The organism is Mycobacterium sp. OTB74 (genome assembly GCF_029892685.1).
Classification (GTDB): Bacteria; Actinomycetota; Actinomycetes; order Mycobacteriales; family Mycobacteriaceae; genus Mycobacterium.
Genome location: NZ_JARXVD010000014.1, coordinates 15444 through 40880 on the forward strand (window position 1 = coordinate 15444; position 25437 = coordinate 40880).

The window sequence follows — 25437 nt, forward strand, 5'->3', positions numbered from 1 at the left end:
ACACCGGTGCGCTTCATTAAGGAATTTTCGACTGCAAGCGCACTGGTGACTGCCGTTACCAACATGGTTCGGCGTCGGGGTTTGCTGGCTATGCACGCGGCGGCTAGCGCCCAGAGACGTCGCCAATGGCCGTGGTCTTAATCGATGGTCTTGGTAGCGATGGACCTGCCGGCCACCGATCGACTGTTCCCGGCCCTGTCGGTGAACCGAATCCCCCAACCTCTGCACTTCTTGTGAACTAGGAAACTCGCGAACTAGGAAACCTCGAAAGCGGCTACCAAAGGGAGTGTTCCATGCGTGACGACGATGACTTCGATATCGACATCCCGTGGAGCCAAGCAGCACCACACCGCCCCGCCAAAGGCTCCTCGCCCCGAGGCGGAGGTGGTTCCTCACCGCAAGGCGAAGGAGGTTCCTCACCGCAAGGCGCAGGAGGTTCCTCGCCGCAAGGCGGTGAAGACAGCGACTGGGATCTCGACATCGTGCACAGCGGGCCCGCCGGCGCGAGTCCCGCCGCAGGGGCGTTCGAACCCCACGACTTTCTTAGCATTGCCACCTGTGGGAACACCTGTGGAATCACCTGCGGGAACACCTGCCAGGTCATCGCCACCTGCGGGAACACCTGCCAGGTCATCGCCACCTGCGGGAACACCTGTGGCGTTGCACCAGTTAGCGGCTGCAACACCTGTGGAATCACCTGCGGGAACACCTGTGGAGTCACCTGCGGGAACACCTGCCAGGTCATTGCCACCTGCCCGCACACCTGTGGCATCACCTGCGGGAACACGTGCGCGTTGTTCACGTGCGGTCACGCAACATGCGCTGGCGTCGCAACATGCGACACCACGTGCCAGGGGCAGTTCACATGCGGTCACACGTGCGGGGGCGGTGTCACGTGCCACGACACCTGCCCCGAATTTCAATCCTGTGCGGGCACCTGTCAGGGGCAAACCTGCCCGAACACGTGTAACCAGCCGACATGCATGTTCACGTGCCAGAATTGCATACAGTAAGCGGGCCCTTTTGCCATTCCCCTGGTCGTCAAGCCACAGCCATGGTAAGGACTACACCGCGTAATTGATCATGGCGATCGCAGCCGTATCGGGAGGAATATGCCGAGTGTCGGGGTTTCCCGTTGGAGCCCGCTAGCGGAGAGCACGCAGGCTGCGGCGGCCCGTGAGATCGCGCTGGCTATCGCAAACCGCCTGCGCTCGCCGGTCGAAGTCGAGGGCGCTGTTGTCGAGGCCAGACTGCAGTCGAATTTGCCGAAGGGTGGCCCGCAGTGGGCTGGCTATGGGCTGGCTCAGGGCTATGCGGGGCTTGCTCTTCTCTTTGGGCATTTGGACCGGTGCTTTCCTGGCGACGGCTGGGATCGCGTAGCTCACCGGCATCTTGAGATCGCTGCGCACGATGCCGCATCTCGCGGCTACCTTCCGCCCGGTCTTTCCGCGGGACTTAGCGGGCTGGCTTTTGCCGCGTCGTACCTCTCCCAGGGCGGTGCTCGCTACCAGCGTCTCCTGGCCACCCTGGACCAAGCCTTGATTGATCAGCTCAAGCCGTTGATCGCGAATGTTCGCGAGCAACGACACGGTGTGCCCGTGAACGCATTTGACCTGATATCCGGCCTCAGCGGTGCGGGGGTCTACCTCCTTAGCCGTCGGGAGTCCCCAGACGCAGAAGAGGTCCTGGATCAGTTGGTGGACGCCCTCATTGAGCTGTCATTAGAGGATGACGGGCTGCCACGTTGGCACACGCCACGCCATCTATCGAGCAGCAATGACGTCATGTTGGAACAGCTTCCACACGGCTATCTGAACTGTGGTCTCGCACACGGAATTCCGGGTCCGCTTGCCGTTCTGTCGCTTTCGCGCCTGGCTGGTCTCACATGCGCAGGACTCGACGAAGCGATTCATCGTTTCGCTGCCTGGATTCTGGCTCATCGGCTTGACGACCAGTGGGGCATCAACTGGCCGGCCGGCGTTGGCCTCCTGCCAGCGAGTGATGGCGGCTTCCGGATCGCGCCAGTAGAGCCCCCACAGGCCCGGGCCGGATGGTGTTACGGCAGCCCGGGAGTCTCGCGCTCCCTTTACCTGGCAGGTCTTGCCTTGCGCTCGCGGGAGTACTGTGACCTCGCCGCCGCCGCGGCAGAAGCGGTGCTGCGCCGGCCAGTAGCGATGCGTTGGATCGATTCACCTACCTTTTGCCACGGGGTAGCGGGTCTTCTCCAAGTCCTGCTACGGCTCAGCAACGACACCGGCGCAGAAACCCTTCGCACGGGCGCCTCCACAGTTCTCGCCCAGCTTCTTGCCCTCCACGAGCCCGAGTCTCTTCTCGGATACCGGAGTATTGAATTTGAAGGCAAGCGCGTCGATCAGCCAGGCCTCTTGGACGGGGCGCCCGGCGTGGCATTGGTGCTGCTCGCAGCCGCTTGCCCGGTGGAGCCAGATTGGGACCGAGCGTTTCTTGTTTCTTGATACGGTGAATCGCCATGAGAGACAGGTCCCATCGCAAGATTTTGTACCGGCCACTCGACTTCGTGTTGTTGCGGGCGCCACTGCTTCCCATCGAGAGTTATCTGGCTTTGGGGAAGCCAACCATCCCTCAATCCGGATCTTCCACTCCCACGCTTATTGATCCGCAGGTGCGGCGCGCCCTGGCGATCGGAGCTCCCTCGCTCTTAGAGGGACTGGAAAGAGCATCGGCGCATGACAAGAAGGCGGTCCAGCTTACGAGCAAGCTTCGCCGATTCCTCATCCGGATGTCGACGCGTCCGACGCCCTACGGAACTTTCGCCGGCGTCGCCCTCGCAGGTTGGGGGCAGCACACCGATGTGCTCCTGGCTGGGCCACCGCAGACGCGCACACGTGTCGACATGGACTGGCTCGTGCGCTACGTGCTCGACCTCAACACGACACCCGCCGTACGTCAGCAGCTCCGGTGGTTTGCGAACTCCTCGGCCTGGACGCGTAACGGCCGCGTGTTCCTGTCTGGAAATCAGCCATCTGGGCACGGATCGCAGGGAACCGTTTCCATAGCTGCCACCCCCGTGGTACGGCGTGTACTCGAGCTCGCGCGGGCGCCAGTCGCCTACCCGGAGCTGCTCGAGCAGTTGGTCGCCACTACCCCGTCGGCCACCCCGGGCAAGGCAGAGCGCCTCCTTAACGAGCTGTGGCAACACGGATTTCTAAGAACCGAGCTCATGCCGCCTCTCACCGTGGAAGAGCCTATGACCTGGGTCCGCGACCGCCTAAGGCCAATAGCGGCCGGTAAGGCGCTGAACGTGCAACTCGACGCGCTGTCACGCACCATCGACGCCTGCGACACGGTCCCAGTCGACCAAGGCCCATCGGCGCTGCGAAAAGCGACCACCCACTTGTCCCTTCTCGGACCTACCCAGACCGAAATGCCCCTGCAAGTCGACATGACATTTGCTCTCGGAGGGCGGCACCTTTCATCTGCCATCGGCAGAGAGGCGGCCCATGCTGCTGATCTCCTGTTGAGGCTTACCCCCGCGCCAAACGGACCGGCCCTAGTCGAGGGCTATCGACAGGTGTTCCTGGGCAAATACGGCGTTAACCGCGAAGTTCCGCTTCTCGAACTGGTCGATTCCGACTGGGGGCTTGGGCCGATCGGCCGGCACAACCCTGGCTGGACCGGCGATGCGCAGCGCCTCGCCAGCCGCTCGGAAACTTTGCAAGCTTTGGCGTTGAGCGCTATCCGGGATGGCCAGCTGTGCATCGAACTAGACGATCAACTGATAAGCAGGCTCTCAATCCGCGATTTAGCTGAAGTGAACTTGCCCACTTCGATCGACTTGAATGTGTTCGTCCTGGCCTCTTCGTGCGCAGCGATCGATGAGGGGGATTTCCAGGTCATGGTCGGCCCCAATGTCGGTGCACAGGAGGCTGGCAGGAACCTGGCACGCTTCGTGCCCTGCCTTGGGCCGGAAGCGCGCACAGCACTAGAGGGCGCCGCCCGGCGTGACGAGGAGTTCACCCCAGACTGGATCACGGCGGAAGTGGTTTACCTACCTACGAATTTCCGGATAGCGAACGTTGTTGTTCGTCCAGGCGTCCGCTACTACGAAGCCGTCCATGGGGTCACACCCGGCGTCTCGCCCCCATACGTGGTACCGCTCAACGAGCTTGTCGTCGGGGTCCGCCAAAGCCGCTTCTACGTGCGCTGGCCGCGGCGAGATGTCGTGGTCCGGTTTGCTGCCGGTCATATGCTGAATTCGAATCAGGCTCCGCCGGAATGCTCGTTCCTAACGGAGATCACTCACGACGGAATTGCGCGGCTGAGCGGCTTCGACTGGGGTCCTGCGGGCACATTCGATTTCTTGCCACGCGTTCAGGCCGGGCGCGCGATCCTTCATTGCGCCCAGTGGCGCCTTAGAGGCGCCCCTGGGAAAGACATTCCCGTCGAGAACGCCAAGGCCTTCGGTGCCTGGTTCGCGGCGTGGCGGAAGCACTGGCGTGTGCCCCGCCGGGTCTATCTGAGCTATGCCGACAATCGGCTTCTCTACGATCTCGACGACCCCGCACAGGTGGACGACTTGCGTCGCGAACTGCGTCGCGAAACAATTCGCGGCCAGGGGCTCCTTCAGGAGGCATTACCCGGACCTGAACATGCCTGGCTTCCTTCAGCTGACGGCGGCCACCATATTGCGGAGCTGGTTGTCTCTCTTGGGCTGGATGCGCGCCCTGCCGGGCGCGCTGGAGCCGCGGACCAACAGAAGCTCCATTCCAGCCCGATGATCGGGTCCGACGTTCGCGTGCGGCCCCCCGGCAGCGACTGGCTGTACCTGAAAATTTATGCGCCACGGAGCGGACAGAACGAACTCCTTGCAGGTCCAGTACGCAGTCTCTGTGATGAGGTCCAAGAATCGCAGCTGGCTGATGGGTGGTTTTTCGTGCGTTACGCTGATCCCCGCCCTCATTTGAGGTTGCGGTTTCATGGATCACCGCGAAGGCTCACCGAGGTGTTGTTCCCGCGATTGTGCGACTGGGCATCCGGCCTGGTTGCGCAGGGCCGTTGTTCGGAGTTCACTTTTGACACGTACGAACGGGAGGTCGAGCGGTACGGCGGCCCCGATGCCATGACCATTGCTGAGGAGCTTTTTGCCGCTGATAGCCGTGCCGTCGTCAAACTGATCGACAGTGGGCTTAGCGCGGACAGCGTGGTACTCGGCGTGGTCACGGTAGACGACTTGCTTGAAGCGCTTAACGTTGACGAGCCATCCCGAGTTGCGTGGCTGAAGCAGACGGTTACATCCCGGAAGGAGACAGGCGCCGAGTACCGAACAATGCGCGACATGCTAGTAACTGCATTGCGCGATCCTTCGCAAGTTGACGCATCCGTCCGCGAAGCGCTCGCTTCCCGTCGGGCGGCTGTCAGTTCTGTTGCAGCTCAGCTAGGCCAGCTGGATATCAAAGGGGTCCTGTCACAACCCCTATCGAGACTTTACGAAAGCTACGTGCACATGCACCTTAACCGGCTTTGGGGAGACCCGAGCGCAGAGCGGCGAGCGCTCGGCTTGCTGCTTCGGACGCGGGACACAATTTCGCACCAAGCGGCGACCGTGCCACGCGACCCTCAGCCCGAACCCGCCGCCTAGTGCTACCAACGGAGCGATTCAATTTTAAATGTATCCGCGGCTACGAGGATTCTAAGATAGGACGAATGAAGCAGATGTATCCAACACAATGTTGTGGGCACGGAGCAGCGGTTAGGCTCCAGACCGGATTTGGATACAGAAATGCACAGAATCTGGCCAGAGGTATGTCGACCAATACTCAATCTCTTGGCCCTAAGTGGACAGGCCTTAACGAGGGCAAGCTAGCGCTAGCGTGCCAGCTAGTGACGTTGAAATTACATACTGACAGCTCACAGCCGTTGTTTGGAACGATGGACGAATGAAAATAGGGGTACTCGATTTCGGCCGAGAGTTCGAGGGGCTGAACGCCAAAGAGCGGCTAGAGCATACCGTCGAATTGGCAAGGCTGGCCGAGAAATATGATTTCAGCCGGTATTGGCTGGGGGAACATCATGGTGCCGACACTGCCCTTGCGGCACCAGAGATAATCCTAACTCTTCTTGCCGCTAAAACAGACCGGATCAAAATAGGTCCGGGCGGTCTCCTGCTCCGCTACTACAGTCCATTTAAGGTGGCCGAACTTTATCTAACGTTATCTGCGGCGTTCCCCGGACGACTTGACCTTGGGCTCTGCCGCGGTCCGGGCGTGTTAGATCAAAATGTGGCGTTCGCGCTCGTCGGTGGAAATAATGAAGAATTGACAGATGAGAGCTATGACGCCAAGGTTGATGATCTAGTCTATCTCCTAGATCCACAGGCTAACCGCCCGGATTGGCTAACGCCGCGACCCCGCGGCGTGATGCCACCACCGATCTGGATTTTAGGATCAGGCAGTCGAAGCGCGCGGCAAGCTATCCGTATGTCTGCTCGCTACGGTTTCATGTGTATCTTCCCGGGTTCGGACGAGTTTGGTCCCGGGTTGGTTGAGCAGTATCGGACGGAAGTTAAGCCGGTTCCGATGGAGGGTCCACTGATCGCCGTATCGGTGATATGTGGCGAAACAAGCGAAGACGCTCAAGCGATCGATAGATCTGTGGTTGGGGGCAGGCCGTTTAAAAACAATGTAGTGGGTGATTGCGACTCGTGTGTAGAAAAGATCGAGAAAATTGCGTCGTGCTATGGCGTAAATGAAGTTCTGGTTGCTACCTTTTCGAAGAAATTCGAAGATCATGCACGGATGATCGCGTCGCTTGGACGTGCATTGAGATCACGATAGGTCAGTGGTGGGTGGAAGTGCCGTGTGGGGGAGCCACCCGAGCTGTGCTATCGATGCTGTTTACGAGTTAAGTTACACAGACACGGGAAACTCTGCCTACCAATCAGAGTGGCCAAAAAGGGCTTGGGCACTTGACACGAAGCGAGTTCCGTCGAACGGTCAAAAACTTATGTCGTAGCGAGAGGAATGGTTGATATTGCCCGTGAAATCGGAATACGACAAGTTGTCGGCTTCTGATATCGTTCATTCCTGCTTCTGGGTGCGATGGCTGTTTCCGATCCGCAGCTTCGAGTGGGAGTTATGTGCAGAGCGCGAAAGAGTACGGACCGCGGCGAATGTGGACGGTGATTTGTTTCCCCGCTGCTCTTGTGATTATCGCCGACAATATTGTCCATAGCGGTTCAACTCGGATGCGGTTCGCATATATCTTAAGATATTGTCACTATGATCCCAGAGCAATGCTGGTTATTTTTGAATTTCGATGGGGAGGAGGAGGAAAGTTTGCGTGAGAACGGTCTTGGGCTGCACGCACTGGCAACGCTGTTGCGACAAGACGGTTTCAATTGACTGGACTAAATCCGGTTACAAGAGAAGGGAGTCGACTTAGCCATCTAACGATCAAAAATCATTTCCTCATGTGGCGCATACAACTACTCCTGCGCCCGAGAAGGACACCGGTCATCGCGACACCACCTTCAGCTTCCGCAACTAGTTCCACCTTGATACCAGTACCGAAAATTCTCACCAAGTCGGCCTGACCGTTCCGTCTGCTCGCCATTCCGCCATAGGGATCGGCGGCCGGCGCCGTCAGCGGCGCTCACGTTCGGAGCGGACCGCGCGGTGATCCTCCTGACAGAGACTTCTCATACCGCAGGCCAGAGCCGGTTCTTGGGCTCCTTGGGTGGCGCTGGCCGGTCTGTTGGGCGGCGGCGGACGGGAGCGGCCAAGCGGACGGTAGCCGCCGCCCCTGGCTTGGTCGGCTATTGCGGTGCGGTGAGGATGTTCAGGAGGGTTTCGGCGCTGCGTCCAAGGTGGTCGAGGGCTTTTCTGCCCTTGGTGGCGGTGGCGCGGCTGGGGTAACCGATGACGCCGCTGTCGGTATATGCGGCGATGCCGAGGGTGGTCAGGTAGCGGCGGTCGTCGGCGGTGTGGTCGGCGTCAGCCCAGCCGTCTCGCAGATATTCGGGGTAGGCCGCCAGCAGTATCGAAGTTTCGAGTTCACCGGCGTGCATGTCGTCATGGCTGCTGCTGGTGATGTCGGCGGCTTCGCGGGCTTCGGTCCAGTCGTCACGGCTGGGGTACAGGCCGAGTCGGATCGGTGCGCCGGTGTGGTTGGCTTGCTGGATAACGTTGGTCAGGACAGCGTTGCCACCATGGGCGTTAACGATCATTAGCCCGCGGACATGTTGCTCGGCCAGGGAGTGGGCAATGTCGCCGATAAGAGCAGCCAGGGTGGTGGCCGTGATGCTGACAGTTCCGGCGAATGCGGCATGTTCGTGGGAGCAGCCGAAAGTGACGGGAGGAAGCTGAAAAATGTTGTGATGTTCGCTGATTGAGGTTGCAATGGCGACGGCAATGAGGGTGTCGGTGCCAAGTGGCAGGTAGGGGCCGTGTTGCTCGAACGAGCCGACCGGCAGGACCGCAAGATCGGCTCGGGGGTGGTCGCTGGCCGTGGTGATATTGGGGATGACGGTGTCGGTCATGGGGCGATTCCTTCGGTTGCGTCCTTGATCTGTCCGAAAAGTTGTTGCAGCAGTGGGCTTTTGTCGTGTCGGCGTCGATCACGCAGGAGGGTCGCGCAGCTGGCAAGGTGTCGCCGTGCGCGTTGGGATGGTGCTGCCAAGTAGCCGCGCAGGGCTTCGGCGGCGTGGGCGCAGGCGAGTTGATACTCGCGGATCACAACGAGAGCGTGCAGTAGCCGGATGTCGGCGACGGCCCGGTCGCGATGCTGATGAGAGGTCCAGGACGGTCGGTGCCGGGTGAGCAGCTCGACGGCCTGCTGTGGGTGGCCCAGTTCCAGGTATCCCGCGGCGATATCGCTGGCGACGAATCCAGCGTGGGCGTAGGTGGCGCGATCATCGACTGCCGGGTCGATATCGCCGAGTTCGAGTGCATGCGCGGCGTGACGCAAGAACCCGCGTTTGTCCTCGTTGGCGATCGCAGCGAGGGCCTGTTGACGGGCGATGCTGGCTTGCAGCCGTCCTACTTCGTGGCCGTCGATCAATCGTGCGGCATCGGCAGCGAGTTCGACGGCCAGGTCGGGGTCCTGGCTGGCGATGATGTTGGATTTGCGCATCCAAACCATGGCGCGCAGTTCAGGGGCGGCGGCCCGTAGGTGATCGGTGGCTCGATCGGTCAATTCCCGCGCTTTGGGGTGGTCGCCGAGGTCTTGCGCTATCCAGCCGGCGACTTCGGCGATGGTTCCTGCTACCTCGCGTACCTGGGTGCGCAGCTCGGCGGGCGTGGATTTGATGAGCGCTTCCACGGTCTGCAAATCGCGTTCCACCAGCGGTTGGGCGTATTCCGGGCCGAAGGTATGTTCGGCCTGGATATGAACTTGGCGCTGGTCAGCGATCACGGTCAGGACGTCACGGTCAACCGGAAGCTGCAGCAGAAGTGGGCGCGGCAGACTGGTTTCGATTGTCAGCCCGAACAGGTCGGCAGGATCGAGGCCTAACGCTTCGGCGAGGTCGCCTCGCCACATCGGCCCCGCACTGCCGCCGGCTTCGATCCGAACGATCTGCTGGCGCAACGTAGCCCGCTCCGGTGGTGTGTCGCCGCGCTGCTTGCGGACCGTCTCGACTCTGGCCGCCAGATCGCTCAGGCTCATCTTGGCGTCCTCGCGCGCTTGATGAACCCGTAGTCCGCTCTGGCGGCGAGCAGGGTCGGTCAAGGCCATACAACGATCATGCATGAACAACGCCGCAGGTCCGGGCATATCTGCGCGTTCGCAGTGTTCCTTGCTGTTCCTAGCTGCCGCTATCGACGCTTCACCCGATCGCGCTGTCCTTGATCCAGTCACCACACATCGGTGACAACGATCGGAAAGGACAGAACAGATGAAACTCAAAATCGACACCATTGCGGTGTCGTTCATGTGCACGAAAAACCCGGAGCCGCGAACCGATTTCGGCACCGGGCAGCCCAAGATCGATAAGGCCACGGGCGCGGTGCTGCATACGGTGCAGTTGATGGCGCTGGACGTCGATGGCGGGGATGTGTTGTCGGTGACCGTGCCTGGTGCACCGAAAGTCGCTGTGGGCCAGCAGGTATCGGTGACTGGTTTGGTGGCACTGCCGTGGTCGCAGGACGGCCGCAGCGGTATCGCATTCCGCGCCGAGACGATCACCACCGCCGAGGGCGGCAAGCCGGGTTCCACGCCCCGCCCGTAAAACCGGCAGGGAACCATCCCGGCAGCCACTAATTGCTGACGTTGGTTTGGAGCGCTGCCGGGGTGGTTTCCCCACTCCCACAGTCTGTTTCACGAAAGGCAGAAAATAATCGTGTCGAACACGAACAACAAGAACAACACCCAATCCTCTGGTGAGGATTGGGTCGGTGAACATATCTGGTCAATCCTGGTAGCGGCCGGGCGGCTGCTGTGGTGGGGTGCACGGTTCCCGCTGCTCGGCGCCCCGGTCGCTGTCGCCGTCGGCGTGGCGTGCTGGCAGGGCATGAACGCCGGATTCCTCACCCTCGTAGGTTTCACCGCCCTGTACGCGCTGTGGGGATTCGTCGACGAGAACAGTCTGCAGCGGTGGGTGATCGACCCACCCACCCACTCCGCGCAGACCTGGTGGCGCTACCGGCGCCGCTGGGAACACGTCTGCAGCCTGCACGGATTGACCGCCAAACTCGGTGACCGCCAACTCATTCCAGCGCTACTCGGGGTGCATATCGGCGACCACACCGACATACTTGCGGTGCGGGTGGTGACCGGCCAATCGATCAGCCACTGGCAGCGTCAAGCCGATGCGTTGGCCGCCGCGTGGACGGCCGATCGGATCACCATCACCGCCACCGCACCTGGTGAAATCCGGATCGCGATCATGCGCCGCGACGTGCTCGCCGAACCCGTCGCCCTGCCGATGCCCGAACCCGGTGCGACGGTGAACTTGTTGGCCATCGGCGTCGGGGTCACCGAGAACCGGGGCGTGTGGCGGCTGCCGATCCTCGGGCATCACCTGCTGGTGGCTGGGGCCACCGGCGCGGGTAAGGGCAGTGTGTTGTGGTCACTGATCGCCGGTCTAGCCCCGGACGTGAAGACCGGGCGGGTCCGGTTGTGCGTGATCGACCCCAAGGGCGGCATGGAACTCGGTCCCGGTGCGTCGATGTTTTCGTTCTTCGCCCACGACGCCACCGGCCAAACTCTGCAACTGCTGCGTGCGTTGGTCACGCTGATGCATGAACGCGCCAACCGGCTACGCGGGCACGCCCGCCTGCACACACCGACCACGGCCGATCCGTTGTTCGTGGTCGTCATCGATGAAATCGCGGCCCTGACCGCCTACGTCACCGACCGCAAGATCAAGACCGAAATCGAACAACTGCTAGGGCTGCTGCTCTCTCAGGGCCGCGCGGTGGGTATCTCGGTGGTGGCGGCAGTGCAGGACCCGTCGAAAGACACCCTGCCCGTGCGGCAGCTGTTCACGGTGCGGATCGGGTTGCGGCTGACTGAGGCATCGCAAACCGCCATGGTCCTGGGCCAGGGTGCCCGCGATGCCGGGGCCGAATGCGATCTGATCCCCGACGGCACACGCGGGGTCGGCTACGTCATGATCGATGGCACCGCCCACCCGCTCCGCGTGCGCGCCTTCTGGGTCACCGACGCCGATATCGCCTATCTGGTGCGCGCCTTCCCCGCGCGGCGCACACGCGGTTCCCAGGCTAGGGAGGCCGACAGCGAGAACACCACTGGCACAGACGGCGACAGCGGCAACCGTGCGGGGCACCAGTGAGCGCCGTCGACGAGACAGGGAGCCCGGCAATCACGCTGCCGGGTCTTCCCGCCGACATCGACCACCACCGCGTGATCACCCAGATGGTGCGCCGCGCCTGCTCGCCGGGATTCGACGCCTGGTGGCGGCGCGCCGGATCAGTCGGTTTCTGCGCCAACCCGATCCAACTCATCGGCACCGACGAGTTCGGCCGCGAAAGAATCGTGTGGGTGCGGTGCAACAACCGCCGCGCCACCGTCTGCCCCTCCTGCTCAGACTTGTACGCCCGCGACACTTGGCAACTCGTCGTCGCGGGAACCACCGGAGGACGCCACAACATCACCCCCACCGTGGCCGACCGGCCCCAGGTATTCGCCACGTTGACCGCGCCCAGCTTCGGCCCCGTCCATGGCAGCACAGGCAGCGTCTGCCGTGACCACAGGACGATGGGTGGCCACAGGCGATGCCCACACGGAAAACCCCTGTGGTGCAGCACCATCCACTACCGCACCGACCCCACGGTCGGGCAACCGCTGTGCACCGAGTGCTACGACTACCTCGGGCACGTCATGTTCACCTGGCACCTGCCCGAACTATGGCGGCGTTTCACCATCGCCCTACGACGCAATCTCGCCAAACACCTCAAAGCTGCTGGCATTGCACGTGGTTCGGCTAAAGCCAGTTTCATCAAGGTCGTCGAAATGCAGGCCCGTGCCATCCCCCACATCCACGCTCTCATCCGGCTCGATCCACCCGACGATCCCACCGGTACCGCCACCGCTGGCTCACGTGACCACAACGATCACGGCCCCGCCGCCACATGTGGTGGTGGGGAGCCCCGTTCGGCAACCGGCCCTGTCTGGGAGCCGCCGGTGTCAGCCGCCGAACTCGCCGCCCTTATCCAGCAGGCCGCCCGCACCGTCACTCTCGACGTCCTGCACCCCGACACCAACCACCAATCCGACAACCCCAACAAGTCTCACGACACTGCGCCACTGGTGGTCCGGTTCGGCACGCAGATCGATACCCAACCACTGGGAATCCAAAACCACGCGGTCCCAACGGAATCAGAAACACACGTCGCCATGAGTCGGACGTCGCCGCGCCGAGTCGCCGGATATCTGGCCAAATACGTCACGAAATCCCTACAAGACTTCGGTGTCGCTGCTCGCCGCGTATCCGCTGAAGCCATCGGGGACTTGGACGTCACCGACCACGTCCGGGCGATCCTGACCACCATCGCCCATCTGGCAGACGAAGCCCACACCCTCGGTATCGATGCCTTGGCGGGGATCGGGCGTTGGCTACACACCCTGGGCTACCGGGGACACGTCACCACCAAATCCCGCCGCTACTCGGTCACCATGGGCGCACTCCGCGCCATCCGAGCCACCTGGAGTCGACAACGAGCCGCCAAAGGCTGTTCGCCACAACACTATTCGCCACTCGATCTAGACGAGCAAAGCGACGAAGTGTGCTGGGAGTTCGACCGTGCCGGACACGCCACCCCCGGCGACCGCACCCTCGTCTACTCTGCCGCCCTCCAACACATCGACACCCGCCGCATCGGACTGGTAGAGGCCCGTCGCCAAGCCCGCGACGAACAATCGGATCCGCCAGGGGGACCCGATGACTGACAACTCCCGAACAGCGCATTCTCGCTCCGAGTGCGGCGCTCGACTCGACGCGCCGACCCTGTCAGAGGAGGGTGTTGAAATTGTCGTGTCCGACCACTATCGACTTCCGCGCGAGGCCAACCGCGCGCTGGTACACGTCATAATGGCTGTGCGGGACCGGATGCTTGGATCAGGGAGGGGAGTGGCGTGAGCCTGAGGTTCGCCTTCTATGGCCGAGTGAGCACCGAAGACGCTCAAGACCCGGAGGCGAGCCGCAGTTGGCAGAAACGTCGTGCCATCGACCTGATCACTCCGCATGGCGGAGTCCTCGCCGCCGACTACTTCGATATAGGACAGAGCCGTTCGCTTCCCTGGAAGCGCAGACCGGAGGCGTCACGTCTCCTTGCAGATGTCACTTCTCGTGACCCCGGGTTCGATGCCGTAGTGATCGGGGAACCCGCTCGCGCGTTCTACGGACCGCAGTTCGCGCTTACTTTCCCGGTCCTCACGCACTACGGAGTCGGCCTGTGGGTACCCGAGGTCGGCGGAGCAGTCGACCCCGGCTCCGAGGCGCACGACCTAGTGATGACTCTCTTTGGCGGCATGAGCAAGGGAGAGCGCGCGCGAGTCCAGATGCGCGTCCGTACGGCGATGTCAGCACTCGCGCAGGACACCGCCAGGTATCTCGGTGGCCGCCCACCGTACGGCTATCGACTCGTTGATGCCGGCCCGCACCCGAACCCTGCCAAGGCAAATCTTGGACAGCGGCTTCACCGCCTCGAACCTGACCGCGCGACATCTTCGGTCGTCGAGCGGATCTACCGCATGTACGCCGACGGCGCTGGCCTGCGCTACATTGCGCAACAGCTCACCGACGAAGGCATACCGTCACCGAGCCAGTACGACCCGGCCCGGAATAGTCACCGTGACCCACGAGGTTGGTCTCATTCGGCGATCCGCGCCATACTCGACAACCCGACTTACCGCGGTATCCGTGTTTGGGGCAAGCAGGAGAAATACGAAGTTCTGGTCAATCCTGACGATGTCGCCGCCGGGTATGAGACACGCATGCGGTGGCGTGATGAGTCGGACTGGATCGCACCGGACCGCCGCACACATGAAGCGTTGATACCCGACGAACTGGCGCAGGCTGTTCGTCTTCGGACGCAGGCACGGCGTGGTCCCGGTCTCGTATGCAGTAGAGAATCGACGATGCCGTATGCGCTGCGCGGGCTGTTGTTCTGCGCCGCGTGCGGACGGCGGATGCAGGGCGCCGCCCGCGTCGGGAAACGAACAACCCGCATTCTCTACCGTTGCGAGCTAGGTAAGTCGCGTTCGGTACCTACGGACCTGCGTGATCACCCGCGGACCGTCTATCTCCGTGAAGACGAGGTGACAGCGCGACTTGATGAATGGATCGCCACTCTGGCTGATCCGGAAGACCTCGCACGGGGGCACGACGCGGAGCCGGCAGTCGGTACTGCCTACGCCGCCTTGCGGCGCCAGCTTACCGAGGCGAATGCCAAGGTTGCTGCTTTGGTTACCGCCGTGGAGTCGGGTGTGGCCGTTGAGGATTTGACTGCTGCATTGCGTCGCCGCACCGCCGAGCGCGACGAGCTGAAGGCGCGTCTTGAGCAAGCGGAGCGGCCTCGCGTCATGTCTGCCGTACAGATCAGCGAATTGGTCGAGGAACTGGGCGGGCTGTCAGCCGTGTTGGGTGCGGCGACCGGGGCGGAACGCGCCGAGGTGTACGCGAGCCTCGGGCTCCGCCTTGATTACGATCCGCATCTGCGACAAATCAAGGCGACGGCCGACTTGAGTCGTGTCGCAGGATGTGTCCGAGGGGGGACTTGAACCCCCACGCCCGTTAATAGGGCACTAGCACCTCAAGCTAGCGCGTCTGCCATTCCGCCACTCGGACCTCTTAGTGGGCAGCTAAGGCTAACGGATCGGGGGGCCGAGACCCAAACCGGCTCGTCGCCGGCAGGAGTAAATCTCCAATGGCTGCACGAGGGGTAGGGCAAGCGCGGCGTAACGGGCGGTGCTACGAATGGTGACTGTGACAGCGCCCGAAGACGAAGTCGTCGACCTCGTCAGCACGCTCATCCGGTTCGATACGTCGAACACCGGCGATCCGGAGACCACCAAGGGCGAGGCCGAATGCGCTCGGTGGGTCGCCGCGCAGTTGCAAGAGATCGGCTACGAAACCGAATACGTCGAGACCGCTCCCGGCCGCGGCAACGTTTTCACCCGGCTGGCCGGCGCCGATCCGAACCGGGGTGCGTTGCTGATCCACGGCCACCTCGACGTCGTCCCCGCCGAGCCGGCTGACTGGAGCGTGCACCCGTTCTCCGGTGCGGTGAAAGACGGCTACGTATGGGGTCGCGGCGCTGTCGACATGAAGGACATGGTCGGCATGATGATCGCTGTCGCGCGGCATCTGAAGCGATCCGGAATCACCCCGCCCCGCGACTTGGTGTTCGCGTTCGTCTCCGACGAGGAACACGGCGGCACGTACGGCTGCCAGTGGCTGGTGGACCACCGTCCTGATCTGTTCGAGGGCATCACCGAGGCCATCGGCGAGGTCGGCGGCTTCTCGCTGACCGTGCCCACCCGGGACGGCGGGGAACGGCGGCTGTACCTCATCGAGACCGCCGAAAAGGGCCTGGCCTGGATGCGGCTGACCGCCCGGGGACGCGCTGGGCACGGCTCGATGGTGCACGATGACAACGCCGTCACCGAACTAGCAGAGGCCGTGGCCCGGCTGGGCCGGCACCAATTCCCGCTGGTGCTCAATGAGTCCGTCGAGCAGTTCCTGACCGCGGTCGCCGAAGAGACCGGCTACGACCTCGATCCGCACTCGCCGGACCTGGAGGGCAGCATCGCCAAGCTCGGTGGCATCGCCCGGATCGTCGGCGCCACCCTGCGCGATACCGCCAACCCGACCATGCTCAAGGCCGGCTACAAGGCAAATGTCATCCCGACCACGGCGGAGGCGATGGTCGACTGCCGGGTGCTGCCGGGCCGCCAAGCGGCCTTCGAGCGCGAGGTCGACGGATTGCTCGGACCGAACGTCAGCCGTAGCTGGGAGCGGAATCTGCCGAGCGTGGAAACCAGCTTCGACGGTGACCTCGTCGACGCTATGAATACCGCGATCTTGGCGGTCGACCCCGACGCCCGTACCGTGCCGTACATGATGTCCGGCGGTACCGATGCGAAAGCCTTCGTCCGCCTTGGTATCCGATGTTTCGGTTTTGCTCCGTTGCGGTTGCCGCCGGAGCTGGATTTCGCCGCACTGTTCCACGGGGTCGACGAGCGTGTGCCAGTTGACGCACTACAGTTCGGCGCCAAGGTCCTTCAACACTTCTTGACGCACTGCTGAACATCTAGGAAAGGGACACCATTGAGCACGTCGCCGTATGACAACCTGCCGAAGCTGCCGACCTTCACCTTGACGTCGTCGTCGCTCAGCGATGGCGGCGCGCTGGCCAACGATCAGGTCAGCGGCATCTTCGGGGCTGGGGGAGAGGACATCTCGCCGCAGCTGAGCTGGTCGGGCTTCCCGGCCGAGACCCGCAGCTTCGCGGTCACCGTCTATGACCCGGACGCTCCGACCGCGTCGGGGTTCTGGCACTGGGCGGTGTTCAACCTGCCTGCCGATGTCACCGAGCTGCCCGCCGGCGCCGGCGACGGCTCCGAACTACCCGGCGGCGCAGTCACTTTGGCCAACGACGCCAGCCTCAAGCGCTACCTGGGCGCCGCCCCGCCGGCTGGCCACGGGCTGCACCGGTATTACATCGCGGTGCACGCGCTTCCGGTCGAAAAGCTGGAGATCACCGAGGACGCCACCCCGGCTTTCCTGGGCTTCAACCTGTTCATGCAGGCCATCGCCCGGGCCGTCATCCACGGCACTTACGAGCAGAAGTAACAAGCTCTGCGACGGACTTCGTCTGCAGCACGACTGCCGTATCCATCAGTCCTGTGATGCCATGGCTTTTCGGCTCACTCATAGGGCCGACGCGTAGATGGCGTCGGCGGCGACTGGCTGCACACCGAGTTCGGCCGCGACCGCATCGATAGCGCTCTTGGCGACGTCGAGGTCCACCCGGCCGTCGGAGGTGTAATAGGGACGGATGTAGCGCTCGTAATAGCGCTGCACCTCGTGATGCGTCATCCGGTCCAGAAACGACGCCAGATATTCGATCGCCAGATCAGGCTGGTCCGCCATCGTTTTCAGGGCCCGTTGGTTGGCGCGCACCAGCGCCTGCACCGCCGGACTGTCGATCGCGTTGTGGGTCGGGTCAACCGCGATCCCTACGGTGGGAATCTGGAAATGGTCGCCAACCCAGGCCAGTACGTGGAAGCCCTCCTCTGCGGCGACTTGTTCGGGTCCGATAGTGCTGCCGACGTAGGCCGCATCGATGGAGCCGTCGCGGAGGCGCCGCAGATCCATCTGGTAGTCCCCGGGATGCCGCACCACGCATTGCACGTCGTGATCCGGGTCCAGACCGTGCTTGCGCAGGACTATGCGCGCGAAGCACCCGGGCGGGCTGCCTGGCGCGTGTACGGCGACTCGACGTCCGCGAAGGTCGGCCATAGACGTCACGTTGGCGTTGCCGAGGAACCAGAACAGCGGACGGTCGGTGTTGACGCTCAGCACCGACCACGTGAAGCCGTCGGTGAGCTGCGATAACACTGCCCGGCCCAGCCCGATGGTTGCACAGGTACGTACCCGAGTTATGTCCCAACGGGTTCCATCCCGCAATGCGACGTGAAGGCCTTCGTCTTCGAAATAGCCTTCCTGATCGGCAACGTAGGCAATCAGCTCTTCGTGAATACCGCGCCCGACATAGGCCAGATCGATCGTGTGCATGGCTCGGAGTCCTTCCGTGATCCGATGAGATCCGATGCGGTGCAGTCGCATTCAGTCCATCGTCAGACCGCCGTCGAGCGGGAGATAATGGCCGGTGGTGAAGCCGGATTCCTCGCCGGCCAGAAAAGCCAACGTGTTGGCCACTTCGTCAGGCCTGACGAGCCGTCCCATTGGCGCCGCCGCGCCAAGGGCGCGCAACTGCTCCGGTGCCAGTTTCTGATTCATCGCCGTACCCTGCACCGTTGCCGGTGCGACGAGGTTGGCGGTGATTCCGTGCGGCGCCAACTCGAGCGCGACGTAGCGGACGAACTGATTCATGGCCGCTTTCGCGACGCCAAGGTTGATCATGCCGTTACGCGGATGCCGCGAAGGTTCGGCGGTCAGATAGAGCAGACGGCCATAGCTACGGGAAATCATGCCCGGCACAACGGCCTTGGTGAGTAGAAATGCGGCGTGTAGCTCTCTGTCCAGCTTTCCGCCGAGCTGCTCCCAGGTCAGATCGGCGAACGACGTTATGTCATAAGGAATTAATGCGTTGTGCACCAGCACGTCGACCGGACCCCAGTGCCGCTCGGTTTCCTCGAACATGTTGGTGACATCGCCGGCGACCGTCACGTCAGCCCGCACCGCCATCGCAGCGCCGCCGTCCGCGGCGATGGCTGCGACGACCTCGTCGGCCTCCGCGGCGCTCGATCGATAGTTCACGATCACCTGAAAACCGCGTTTGGCGAGGACCTGGGCAGTGGCCGCACCGATCCCGCGGCTGGCTCCGGTAATCATCGCTACTCGCGACATCAGGGTCGGCCTCCGGGTGAAGGGAAGAGCTGGCTGACTAGACCGTCATACGTTCGCGCGTCGGGTTGGCCCCCGCCGCATTGCGAAATCATACGGCCGAAGGTGTCGGCGGTGCAGACGCCCAGTGCGATATTTACCCGAGCAGCGGGCAGCATTCCGTGTCGGTACATTGAGACGACGCCGTCGACTCGTCGCGAGGAGGCACACGTGGCCAGGCTTGTTTCAGTCAACGTCGGGATGCCGAAAAACGTGAAATGGCGGGATGAGACTGTCCTTACGGGTATCTGGAAGATGCCTGTGGAAGGTCCAGTCATGGTGCGGCGCCTGAATATCGACGGGGACGGTCAAGGCGATCGAGAAGGCCACGGTGGCGAACAGCGCGCCGTCATGGTCTATCAGACAGAGTCCTATGACTTCTGGCAGGAATACCTGAACAGAGACGATCTGTTGCCGGGAAACTTTGGCGAGAACTTCACTGTTAGCGGGCTTGCCGATGACGACGTCTGCATCGGCGATCGCTACCGCGTCGGGGATGCCGAATTCGAAGTCACCCAACCGCGGGTCACCTGCTTTCGCGTCGGTCTGCGACTGAATGAGCCGCAGATGCCCAATCTGCTTGTGTCTCAGCACCGTCCGGGTTTCTACTTTCGCGTCATCAAAGAAGGAACGGTGCAAGCAGGCGACGACATTGTCCGTATCCGACGCGGCCTTCATCAGCTCAGCGTCGTCGACGTCGACGCTCTGATGTACCTGCCCGACCGCGACGTCAGCCAGCTGCGCAAGATTGTCGAAGTTCCGGCTCTGAGCCCGGGCTGGCAGCAGTCGTTTCGCGAGATGCTCTCGGCACACGAAGACTCTGTGCCTGTTGCGGCACCGCCGATCGGAACCGAACCGGGCTGGAACGGATTTCGCGACTTCCGGGTCAGCGCCATCCGTCACGAAACGCCGTTGGTGATGTCCATATGGCTGGAAGCGCAAGACCACAGCCCGTTACCGAAACCACGAGCCGGCCAGTACCTGACGGTCAGGATTCCCATGGCGGGCAGTCCTGCGCTTGTGCGCAGCTACTCCATATCGGGCAACGCGACTGAACGTGACTACCGCATCAGTGTCAAACGCGAAGAACACGGCACGGCGAGTCGCTGGTTGCACGCCCACGTCGCGCCGGACCTAGCACTTGAGGTAGCCGCTCCCCGTGGCGATTTCTATCTCACCGACGATACGGGCCCTGTGGTGCTGGTGTCGGCAGGCATCGGAATCACCCCGGTTCTGGCAATGCTCTATTCGCTGTCGGCGGGGCACAGCAACCGTGAAATCTGGTGGCTGCACACCACTCGTAGCCCTGAGACACACTGCTTCGCAGGTGAAGTCGACGCATTGATCGCAGCACTTCCGAATGCGCGTCAGAAAACGATCTACACGCAGACTCAGGGGCGATTGAACCAAGCGACGATCACCGCGCTGGGTCTACCGGCGGCTGCCGCGGCCTACCTGTGTGGGCCTGCCGGTTTCATGACTGACATGAGCGACGGTCTCGTGGCAGCTGGGCTGGAGCCCGCGTGCATTCACACCGAAATGTTCGGCGCCTTGCCGGCGATACGCCCGGGTGTCGTTGACGGAGCGGCCCGCAAAACGCCGCATCCACCTCCGGGCCCGGTACATTCTGGCCCGGCCGTTACCTTCGCCCGCAGCGGTCTCACAGTGCCCTGGTCGCCCGATTACGACAACGTGCTCGACTTGGCTGACGCGTGCGATGTTCCCACTCGCTTCGCCTGCCGAAGTGGGGTGTGCCACGTATGTGAGACCGAAATCATTTCTGGCACAATGAAATACATTCGGCAGCCACTTGATCCACCTGGAGCCGGAACGGTGCTGATCTGTTCGGCCGCCCCGGAAAGCGACGTGGTACTGGACATTTGACCACCGTGTGCGGCTGCGATTAAGGCGTGGCCCCCGAGCCGACCGCGTCAGCCAGCGAGGCGAACCCGCCGGCCCGCAACTTCGCGGCAATGCCGTCGTGAATGTGCTTGGCCCACAACCCGCCTACGTAGATGAACCCGGTGTAGCCCTGCACCAGCGAGGCCCCGGCGATGATCCGTTCCCAGGCATCGTCGGCAGTCTCGATACCGCCCACGCTGATCAACACCAACCGATCACCGACCCGCCGATACAGGCGCCGCAGAATCTCCACAGAACGCGCCGCCACCGGCGGTCCGGACACCCCGCCCGAGCCAAGGTCGTCAACCCCCGGGGTCAGCAGACCGGCCCGAGAAATGGTGGTGTTGGTCGCAACAATCCCAGCCAGCCCCAATTCGACAGCTAGATCAGCGATTTCGTCGACATCCTCATCGGACAAGTCGGGTGCGATCTTCACCAGCACCGGCTTGGTGGTCTCGGCCCGAACGGCCGCCAGGATCGGCCGCAGGGACGACACCGCTTGCAGATCGCGCAACCCTGGTGTGTTCGGTGAGCTGACGTTGACCACCACGAAATCAGCCAACGGCCCTACCAGTCGGGCGCTTTCGGCGTAGTCGGCTACCGCTTGTTCCGGTGGGGTCACCTTGGTCTTGCCGATGTTCACCCCGATCGGCACGGTCGATTGACTGTGCGCCAGCGACACCGCCATCGAACCTGCGCCGTGGTTGTTGAAGCCCATGCGATTCAGTAGCCCACGGTCGTCGGGCAGTCGGAACAGTCGAGGCGGCGGGTTGCCCGGCTGTGCCTGAGCAGTCACGGTCCCGACCTCGGCATAGCCGAATCCCAGTGCACCCCAGACATTTATCCCGGAGCCATCCTTGTCGAACCCGGCCGCCAAGCCGGCCGGCCCCGGGAATGTCACACCGAACAGCGTCGACGCCAACACGGGATCGGTAGGAGCCAGCCAGCGGGCCAGCAGTCTGCGACTGAACCCGAGGAACGTCACGAGGCGAAACAGCGAAAAAACCAGAGTATGGATGTTTTCGGGCGGTAGCCGGAACATCAGCCATCGCAGCGCGCGATACATCAACAGCTCCTCACATCGCCGGCTGTTCGGGCAGATTCAGCCGGTCCTCACCAGTCTTGCGGCGGCGCAACAGCACCCGCCTTGAACCGTCGGTGTACAAACGCACCTTGGTCAGTTCCCAGCCGCGGTACTCAGCTTCGATCGACAATCGGATCGATGCAGTCACCCGGCTGACATCGGGGGGCAGGCGCAACGGGATCCATTCATAGTCATCGGACAGGTCCGACTCCCATGCCGCCGGCATGCGCCCCCGGTGAATCATCGGCCGGGTCCCGTCCCGGCTCGCGACAGGACTTGCACGCCCGCACCTGACCCCGACACCACGAACACGGTGCCGGTCGTGTCGTCAAAAGCCAGGACATCGGGTTGTTGCACGGTTCGGTAACGCACCTTCTCGACGGGAATACCAGTCGACAGATCGTAACCAACGACACTGTTAGTTGCCGTTTCCGAAACCCAAGCCAGTCCAGATGTCCCGACCAGCCCGTACGGTGCCCCGCGCACCGGCGCCCGCTGGCGCAGCAGCAGTGGCGTGGTGCCGAACACCAATAGGCCGTCCCCGCGCGTATCGGCTACCAGCACCCGGCCGGCCGGATCGGCGGCCACCGTGGTGGCGCCTTCGCCGGCCCGCAGTGCCTGCGTGGCCCCGGTTCCCGACGCGTCGATCTCCGTGATCGAGGTCTGCCCACGGTCCAGCACTACTACGGTATTACCTTGTGCCGCAAGGCCGTCCACTCTGGCGAAGGCCTTCATCCGCGCCTCGACGCCAGTCTCCGACACAGTCAGCACCGCACCGTCAGCGGTGCCCAGCACCAGCTTGCCGTCGGCGCGCCGGGTGATGGCGGTGAAGTCGGTGGCGGCCTGGCCGTCGACATTCACCATGCTCACTGCGCGGTGGGCGATGTCGAAGCGGAAATACCCGCCGCGGGTGGACAGGAACGCCACCCCGTGGCCGTCGCCGACAACACCGGTGGCCGGTGCGGGCAAGGTGATCGGCGCCGTGCCCGGCACCGTGACCACAGGGTGCTGTGCGCTATCGAAACCCAGCACCACCAGCGACGATGTCGCCGCGTCGAACGCTGCGGCCACACCGGGACCGGGCAACGGCCGCACCACCCCGTCGGGGGCCCCGCTGACCGCCGGGGACACCGCAGGCTGAGCTGGTGAGATGGTCGGAGGCGGAGCGTCAGCCGAATGCGACGAACATGCCACCGCACTCAGGGCGACGAGTCCGACCGCAAAACTTCGTGTGCGGTCTCGAAACCGAGGCTGGCGGCGATTCTGTGACACAGATTGGCTTTCGGTTCGGGGCGGCAGACCACTGTCGCACGTTTAAGCAAATATATTGTCCCGGATTGCCCGAGTCCTGACGGCATTGTGCATACGGAGCGGTATCGTTCGGGCATGACAATGGCTGTCGACGGTGATGTGACTGGAGCCCGCTTCAAGGGCCAGTTCATCATCGAGGATATTTCGACAGGCTTGCATGCCAGCGGTTTTGGCCAGGTCGGCGATGGTCGGCCTTTCTCCTTTCACCTCGATGACAAGCGCACGCTGACCGTCGAGGTATACCGCCCGCGGTTATCGAGCCTCGTCCCGCACGAAGAAGACGTTGTCGCACGGGCTTCGCGCAGGCTCGCCCACGTCGACGTGGACGACGAGCGCAGCCTGGCCGCGGCGGTACGCGATGCCGTCGCCGACGCGCAGCCCGTGCAGCGCGCACAGCTCTGAGGTACTAGTCACGGTACGGTCGTCGGCGTGACTGACGTGACGGCCGTGACAGCGATGTCTTGGACACAGACCATCGTGCTGGCCGTGATTCAAGGTCTCACCGAATTTCTGCCTGTTTCATCCTCGGGGCATCTGGCCATCGCGTCACGGGTGTTCTTCTCGGGTGATGCGGGGGCATCGTTCACTGCCGTCAGCCAATTGGGCACCGAGGCCGCGGTGCTCATCTACTTCGGCAAAGACATCATTCGCATCCTGAAGGCGTGGTTCGGCGGGCTGACCGACGCCGCGCGGCGCAGCGCCGATTACTGGCTGGGCTGGTGGGTGATCATCGGCACCATCCCGATCGGGGTGTTCGGCCTTGTGTTCAAGGACGCGATCCGTTCCGGCGCCCGCAATCTGTGGATCGTGGCCACTGCGTTGATCGTGTTCTCCTTGGTGATCGCCGCCGCCGAATACCTGGGTAAGCAGACCCGCGACGTCGAGCAGCTGACCTGGCGCGACAGTGTCATCGTCGGCTTGGCGCAATGCCTGGCGCTCGTGCCGGGGGTTTCGCGTTCGGGGGCCACGATCAGCGCGGGGCTGTTGCTGGGCATGAAGCGTGAGCTGGCCGCCCGGTTCGGTTTTCTGCTGGCCATCCCGGCGGTGTTCGCGTCCGGACTGCACGAGTTGCCCAACGCGTTCAAACCAGTGACCGAGGGCATGAGCGCCACCGGTGCCCAGTTGGCGGTGGCCATCGTGATCGCCTTCGTCATTGGGTATGCCGCCGTGGCGTGGTTCCTGAAATTCCTTGTGCGACACAGCATGTACTGGTTCGTCGGGTACCGGATCGCGCTGGGTGTGACCGTGCTGATGCTGGTGGGCACTGGCGTGGTGGCGGCCCAGTGAGGACGCAATCGGTGCACGAAAAAGTGGGCCCAGCGCCCCAAACTGTGCACAAATTACTAGGAAGGGGAGCGCGATGACGGTCATTCTGCTGCGGCACGGACGGTCGACCTCCAACAGCGCGCACACCCTGGCCGGCCGCTCGGAAGGCGTCGACCTGGACGACAAGGGTCGTGAGCAGGCCGACGCGATCGTAACCAGGATCGGCGACCTGCCGGTCAAAGCCATCGTCCGCTCACCCCTGCTGCGCTGCGGCAACACGGTGGCGCCCCTGGCCGCCGCTCTGGGAATCGAGCCCGCCGTTGATGAGCGGCTCACCGAGGTCGACTACGGGGCCTGGACCGGTCGCACACTCGGCGAGCTGGTCAAAGAGCCACTGTGGGCGGTGGTGCAGCAGCAGCCCAGCGCCGCGGTGTTCCCGGACGGCGAGGGCCTGGCCCAGGTCCAGACCCGCGCGGTGCAGGCGGTCCGCGAACATGACCGCAGACTCGCCGAAGAGCATGAGGGCGACGTGCTCTGGGTGGCCTGTACGCACGGTGACGTCATCAAGTCTGTGCTGGCCGACGCGTTGGGCACGCACCTCGACAGCTTTCAGCGGATCACCGCCGACCCCGCGTCGATGAGCGTCATCCGCTACACCCCGGTGCGGCCGTTTGTGCTGCACATCAATCACACCGGCGCCGGCCTGAGCTCAGCGCTGAAGCCCAAGCCTGACCAGCAACCCGACACGGATGCCGCTGTCGGAGGCACGACGGACTAGCACTCCCGGCGCTGCACCATACGGTGA

Annotated in this window: 20 protein-coding genes and 1 tRNA gene; 13 read left to right on the top strand and 8 right to left on the bottom strand. The window is 63.0% G+C overall.

The annotated features are described in order from the left end of the window. Positions 1-1112 precede the first annotated feature (1112 nt). The 3 genes from M2432_RS18405 to M2432_RS18415 all read left to right on the top strand — a co-directional run bounded on the left by M2432_RS18405 (position 1113) and on the right by M2432_RS18415 (position 6812). A complete protein-coding gene (locus tag M2432_RS18405; protein WP_280828268.1) occupies positions 1113-2474 on the top strand; it encodes a lanthionine synthetase C family protein in 1362 nt (453 codons plus the stop codon). A 14-nt stretch (positions 2475-2488) separates the two neighbouring features. Beyond that, positions 2489-5617, top strand: coding sequence for a lantibiotic dehydratase (locus M2432_RS18410; RefSeq protein ID WP_280828269.1), 3129 nt, complete (start codon positions 2489-2491; stop codon positions 5615-5617). Between the two features lie 298 nt (positions 5618-5915). Continuing rightward, positions 5916-6812, top strand: coding sequence for an MsnO8 family LLM class oxidoreductase (locus M2432_RS18415; RefSeq protein ID WP_280828270.1), 897 nt, complete (start codon positions 5916-5918; stop codon positions 6810-6812). Positions 6813-7792: 980 nt separating this feature from the next. On the opposite strand, the gene M2432_RS18420 is transcribed toward M2432_RS18415, so the two are convergent. Next, on the bottom strand, positions 7793-8515 hold the full coding sequence (locus tag M2432_RS18420; RefSeq protein ID WP_280828271.1) for a creatininase family protein: 723 nt from the start codon (positions 8513-8515) through the stop codon (positions 7793-7795). Continuing rightward, a complete protein-coding gene (locus M2432_RS18425; RefSeq protein WP_280828272.1) occupies positions 8512-9711 on the bottom strand; it encodes a hypothetical protein in 1200 nt (399 codons plus the stop codon). The genes M2432_RS18420 and M2432_RS18425 overlap by 4 nt, the downstream gene beginning before the upstream one ends. Before the next feature lie 160 nt (positions 9712-9871). Between M2432_RS18425 and M2432_RS18430 the strand changes: the two genes are divergently transcribed. The 4 genes from M2432_RS18430 (at position 9872) to M2432_RS18445 (ending at position 15219) form a co-directional block, all read left to right on the top strand. Then, on the top strand, positions 9872-10204 hold the full coding sequence (locus M2432_RS18430; protein ID WP_280828273.1) for a hypothetical protein: 333 nt from the start codon (positions 9872-9874) through the stop codon (positions 10202-10204). Positions 10205-10315: 111 nt separating this feature from the next. Further along, on the top strand, positions 10316-11770 hold the full coding sequence (locus M2432_RS18435) for an FtsK/SpoIIIE domain-containing protein (protein WP_280828274.1): 1455 nt from the start codon (positions 10316-10318) through the stop codon (positions 11768-11770). Continuing rightward, the gene (locus M2432_RS18440) at positions 11767-13386 is read left to right on the top strand and encodes a replication initiator (RefSeq protein WP_280828275.1); all 1620 of its coding nucleotides are present in this window, start codon (positions 11767-11769) and stop codon (positions 13384-13386) included. Before M2432_RS18435 ends, M2432_RS18440 begins: the two co-directional genes overlap by 4 nt. Before the next feature lie 186 nt (positions 13387-13572). Further along, positions 13573-15219, top strand: coding sequence for a recombinase family protein (locus M2432_RS18445; protein ID WP_280828276.1), 1647 nt, complete (start codon positions 13573-13575; stop codon positions 15217-15219). Here M2432_RS18445 and M2432_RS18450 read toward each other — a convergent pair. Beyond that, positions 15201-15286: transfer RNA gene (locus tag M2432_RS18450), tRNA-Leu, on the bottom strand. The genes M2432_RS18445 and M2432_RS18450 overlap by 19 nt on opposite strands. Before the next feature lie 129 nt (positions 15287-15415). Here M2432_RS18450 and M2432_RS18455 point away from each other — a divergent pair. Both M2432_RS18455 and M2432_RS18460 read left to right on the top strand, forming a co-directional pair. Continuing rightward, complete coding sequence (locus M2432_RS18455; RefSeq protein WP_280828277.1) at positions 15416-16747, top strand: M20/M25/M40 family metallo-hydrolase; 1332 nt, start codon at positions 15416-15418, stop codon at positions 16745-16747. A gap of 21 nt (positions 16748-16768) precedes the next feature. Continuing rightward, the gene (locus M2432_RS18460) at positions 16769-17293 is read left to right on the top strand and encodes a YbhB/YbcL family Raf kinase inhibitor-like protein (protein ID WP_280828278.1); all 525 of its coding nucleotides are present in this window, start codon (positions 16769-16771) and stop codon (positions 17291-17293) included. A gap of 78 nt (positions 17294-17371) precedes the next feature. Here M2432_RS18460 and M2432_RS18465 read toward each other — a convergent pair whose 3' ends face one another. Both M2432_RS18465 and M2432_RS18470 read right to left on the bottom strand, forming a co-directional pair. Then, positions 17372-18238, bottom strand: a complete 867-nt coding sequence (locus tag M2432_RS18465) for an ABC transporter substrate-binding protein (protein ID WP_280828279.1) — start codon at positions 18236-18238, stop codon at positions 17372-17374. A 51-nt stretch (positions 18239-18289) separates the two neighbouring features. Next, positions 18290-19033, bottom strand: a complete 744-nt coding sequence (locus tag M2432_RS18470) for an SDR family oxidoreductase (RefSeq protein ID WP_280828280.1) — start codon at positions 19031-19033, stop codon at positions 18290-18292. A 207-nt stretch (positions 19034-19240) separates the two neighbouring features. Between M2432_RS18470 and M2432_RS18475 the strand changes: the two genes are divergently transcribed. Beyond that, positions 19241-20953: an MOSC domain-containing protein gene (locus M2432_RS18475; protein WP_280828281.1), complete on the top strand. Its 1713-nt coding sequence runs from the start codon at positions 19241-19243 to the stop codon at positions 20951-20953. Positions 20954-20972: 19 nt separating this feature from the next. Here M2432_RS18475 and M2432_RS18480 read toward each other — a convergent pair whose 3' ends face one another. The 3 genes from M2432_RS18480 to M2432_RS18490 are packed head-to-tail and all read right to left on the bottom strand — an operon-like array spanning position 20973 to position 23249. Next, positions 20973-22037 carry a quinone-dependent dihydroorotate dehydrogenase gene (locus M2432_RS18480; protein WP_280828282.1) on the bottom strand — a complete coding sequence of 355 codons (1065 nt, stop codon included), beginning with the start codon at positions 22035-22037 and terminating at the stop codon, positions 20973-20975. A gap of 10 nt (positions 22038-22047) precedes the next feature. Then, the gene (locus M2432_RS18485) at positions 22048-22281 is read right to left on the bottom strand and encodes a DUF5703 family protein (protein ID WP_280828283.1); all 234 of its coding nucleotides are present in this window, start codon (positions 22279-22281) and stop codon (positions 22048-22050) included. 14 nt (positions 22282-22295) lie between these two features. Continuing rightward, positions 22296-23249 (bottom strand): hypothetical protein, encoded by a 954-nt coding sequence (locus M2432_RS18490; protein WP_280828284.1) that lies wholly within the window; start codon positions 23247-23249, stop codon positions 22296-22298. Positions 23250-23441: 192 nt separating this feature from the next. Here M2432_RS18490 and M2432_RS18495 point away from each other — a divergent pair, with 192 nt between their 5' ends. From M2432_RS18495 to M2432_RS18505, 3 genes are all read left to right on the top strand, one after another. Beyond that, the gene (locus tag M2432_RS18495; RefSeq protein ID WP_280828285.1) at positions 23442-23768 is read left to right on the top strand and encodes a hypothetical protein; all 327 of its coding nucleotides are present in this window, start codon (positions 23442-23444) and stop codon (positions 23766-23768) included. A 54-nt stretch (positions 23769-23822) separates the two neighbouring features. After that, positions 23823-24653, top strand: a complete 831-nt coding sequence (locus M2432_RS18500; RefSeq protein ID WP_280828387.1) for an undecaprenyl-diphosphate phosphatase — start codon at positions 23823-23825, stop codon at positions 24651-24653. Positions 24654-24726: 73 nt separating this feature from the next. Continuing rightward, positions 24727-25410: a histidine phosphatase family protein gene (locus M2432_RS18505; RefSeq protein ID WP_280828286.1), complete on the top strand. Its 684-nt coding sequence runs from the start codon at positions 24727-24729 to the stop codon at positions 25408-25410. Positions 25411-25437: the final 27 nt, after the last annotated feature.

Excerpts from the sequence above, each read along its gene's own strand:
- M2432_RS18505 (WP_280828286.1), top strand. The coding sequence starts at position 24,727 with ATGACGGTCATTCTGCTGCGGCACGGACGGTCGACCTCCAACAGCGCG.
- M2432_RS18410 (WP_280828269.1), top strand. The coding sequence starts at position 2,489 with ATGAGAGACAGGTCCCATCGCAAGATTTTGTACCGGCCACTCGACTTC.
- M2432_RS18405 (WP_280828268.1), top strand. The coding sequence starts at position 1,113 with ATGCCGAGTGTCGGGGTTTCCCGTTGGAGCCCGCTAGCGGAGAGCACG.
- M2432_RS18495 (WP_280828285.1), top strand. The coding sequence starts at position 23,442 with ATGACAATGGCTGTCGACGGTGATGTGACTGGAGCCCGCTTCAAGGGC.
- M2432_RS18480 (WP_280828282.1), bottom strand. The coding sequence starts at position 22,037 with ATGTATCGCGCGCTGCGATGGCTGATGTTCCGGCTACCGCCCGAAAAC.
- M2432_RS18470 (WP_280828280.1), bottom strand. The coding sequence starts at position 19,033 with ATGTCGCGAGTAGCGATGATTACCGGAGCCAGCCGCGGGATCGGTGCG.
- M2432_RS18425 (WP_280828272.1), bottom strand. The coding sequence starts at position 9,711 with ATGGCCTTGACCGACCCTGCTCGCCGCCAGAGCGGACTACGGGTTCAT.
- M2432_RS18415 (WP_280828270.1), top strand. The coding sequence starts at position 5,916 with ATGAAAATAGGGGTACTCGATTTCGGCCGAGAGTTCGAGGGGCTGAAC.
- M2432_RS18500 (WP_280828387.1), top strand. The coding sequence starts at position 23,823 with ATGTCTTGGACACAGACCATCGTGCTGGCCGTGATTCAAGGTCTCACC.
- M2432_RS18455 (WP_280828277.1), top strand. The coding sequence starts at position 15,416 with ATGGTGACTGTGACAGCGCCCGAAGACGAAGTCGTCGACCTCGTCAGC.
- M2432_RS18485 (WP_280828283.1), bottom strand. The coding sequence starts at position 22,281 with ATGCCGGCGGCATGGGAGTCGGACCTGTCCGATGACTATGAATGGATC.
- M2432_RS18465 (WP_280828279.1), bottom strand. The coding sequence starts at position 18,238 with ATGCACACGATCGATCTGGCCTATGTCGGGCGCGGTATTCACGAAGAG.
- M2432_RS18430 (WP_280828273.1), top strand. The coding sequence starts at position 9,872 with ATGAAACTCAAAATCGACACCATTGCGGTGTCGTTCATGTGCACGAAA.
- M2432_RS18420 (WP_280828271.1), bottom strand. The coding sequence starts at position 8,515 with ATGACCGACACCGTCATCCCCAATATCACCACGGCCAGCGACCACCCC.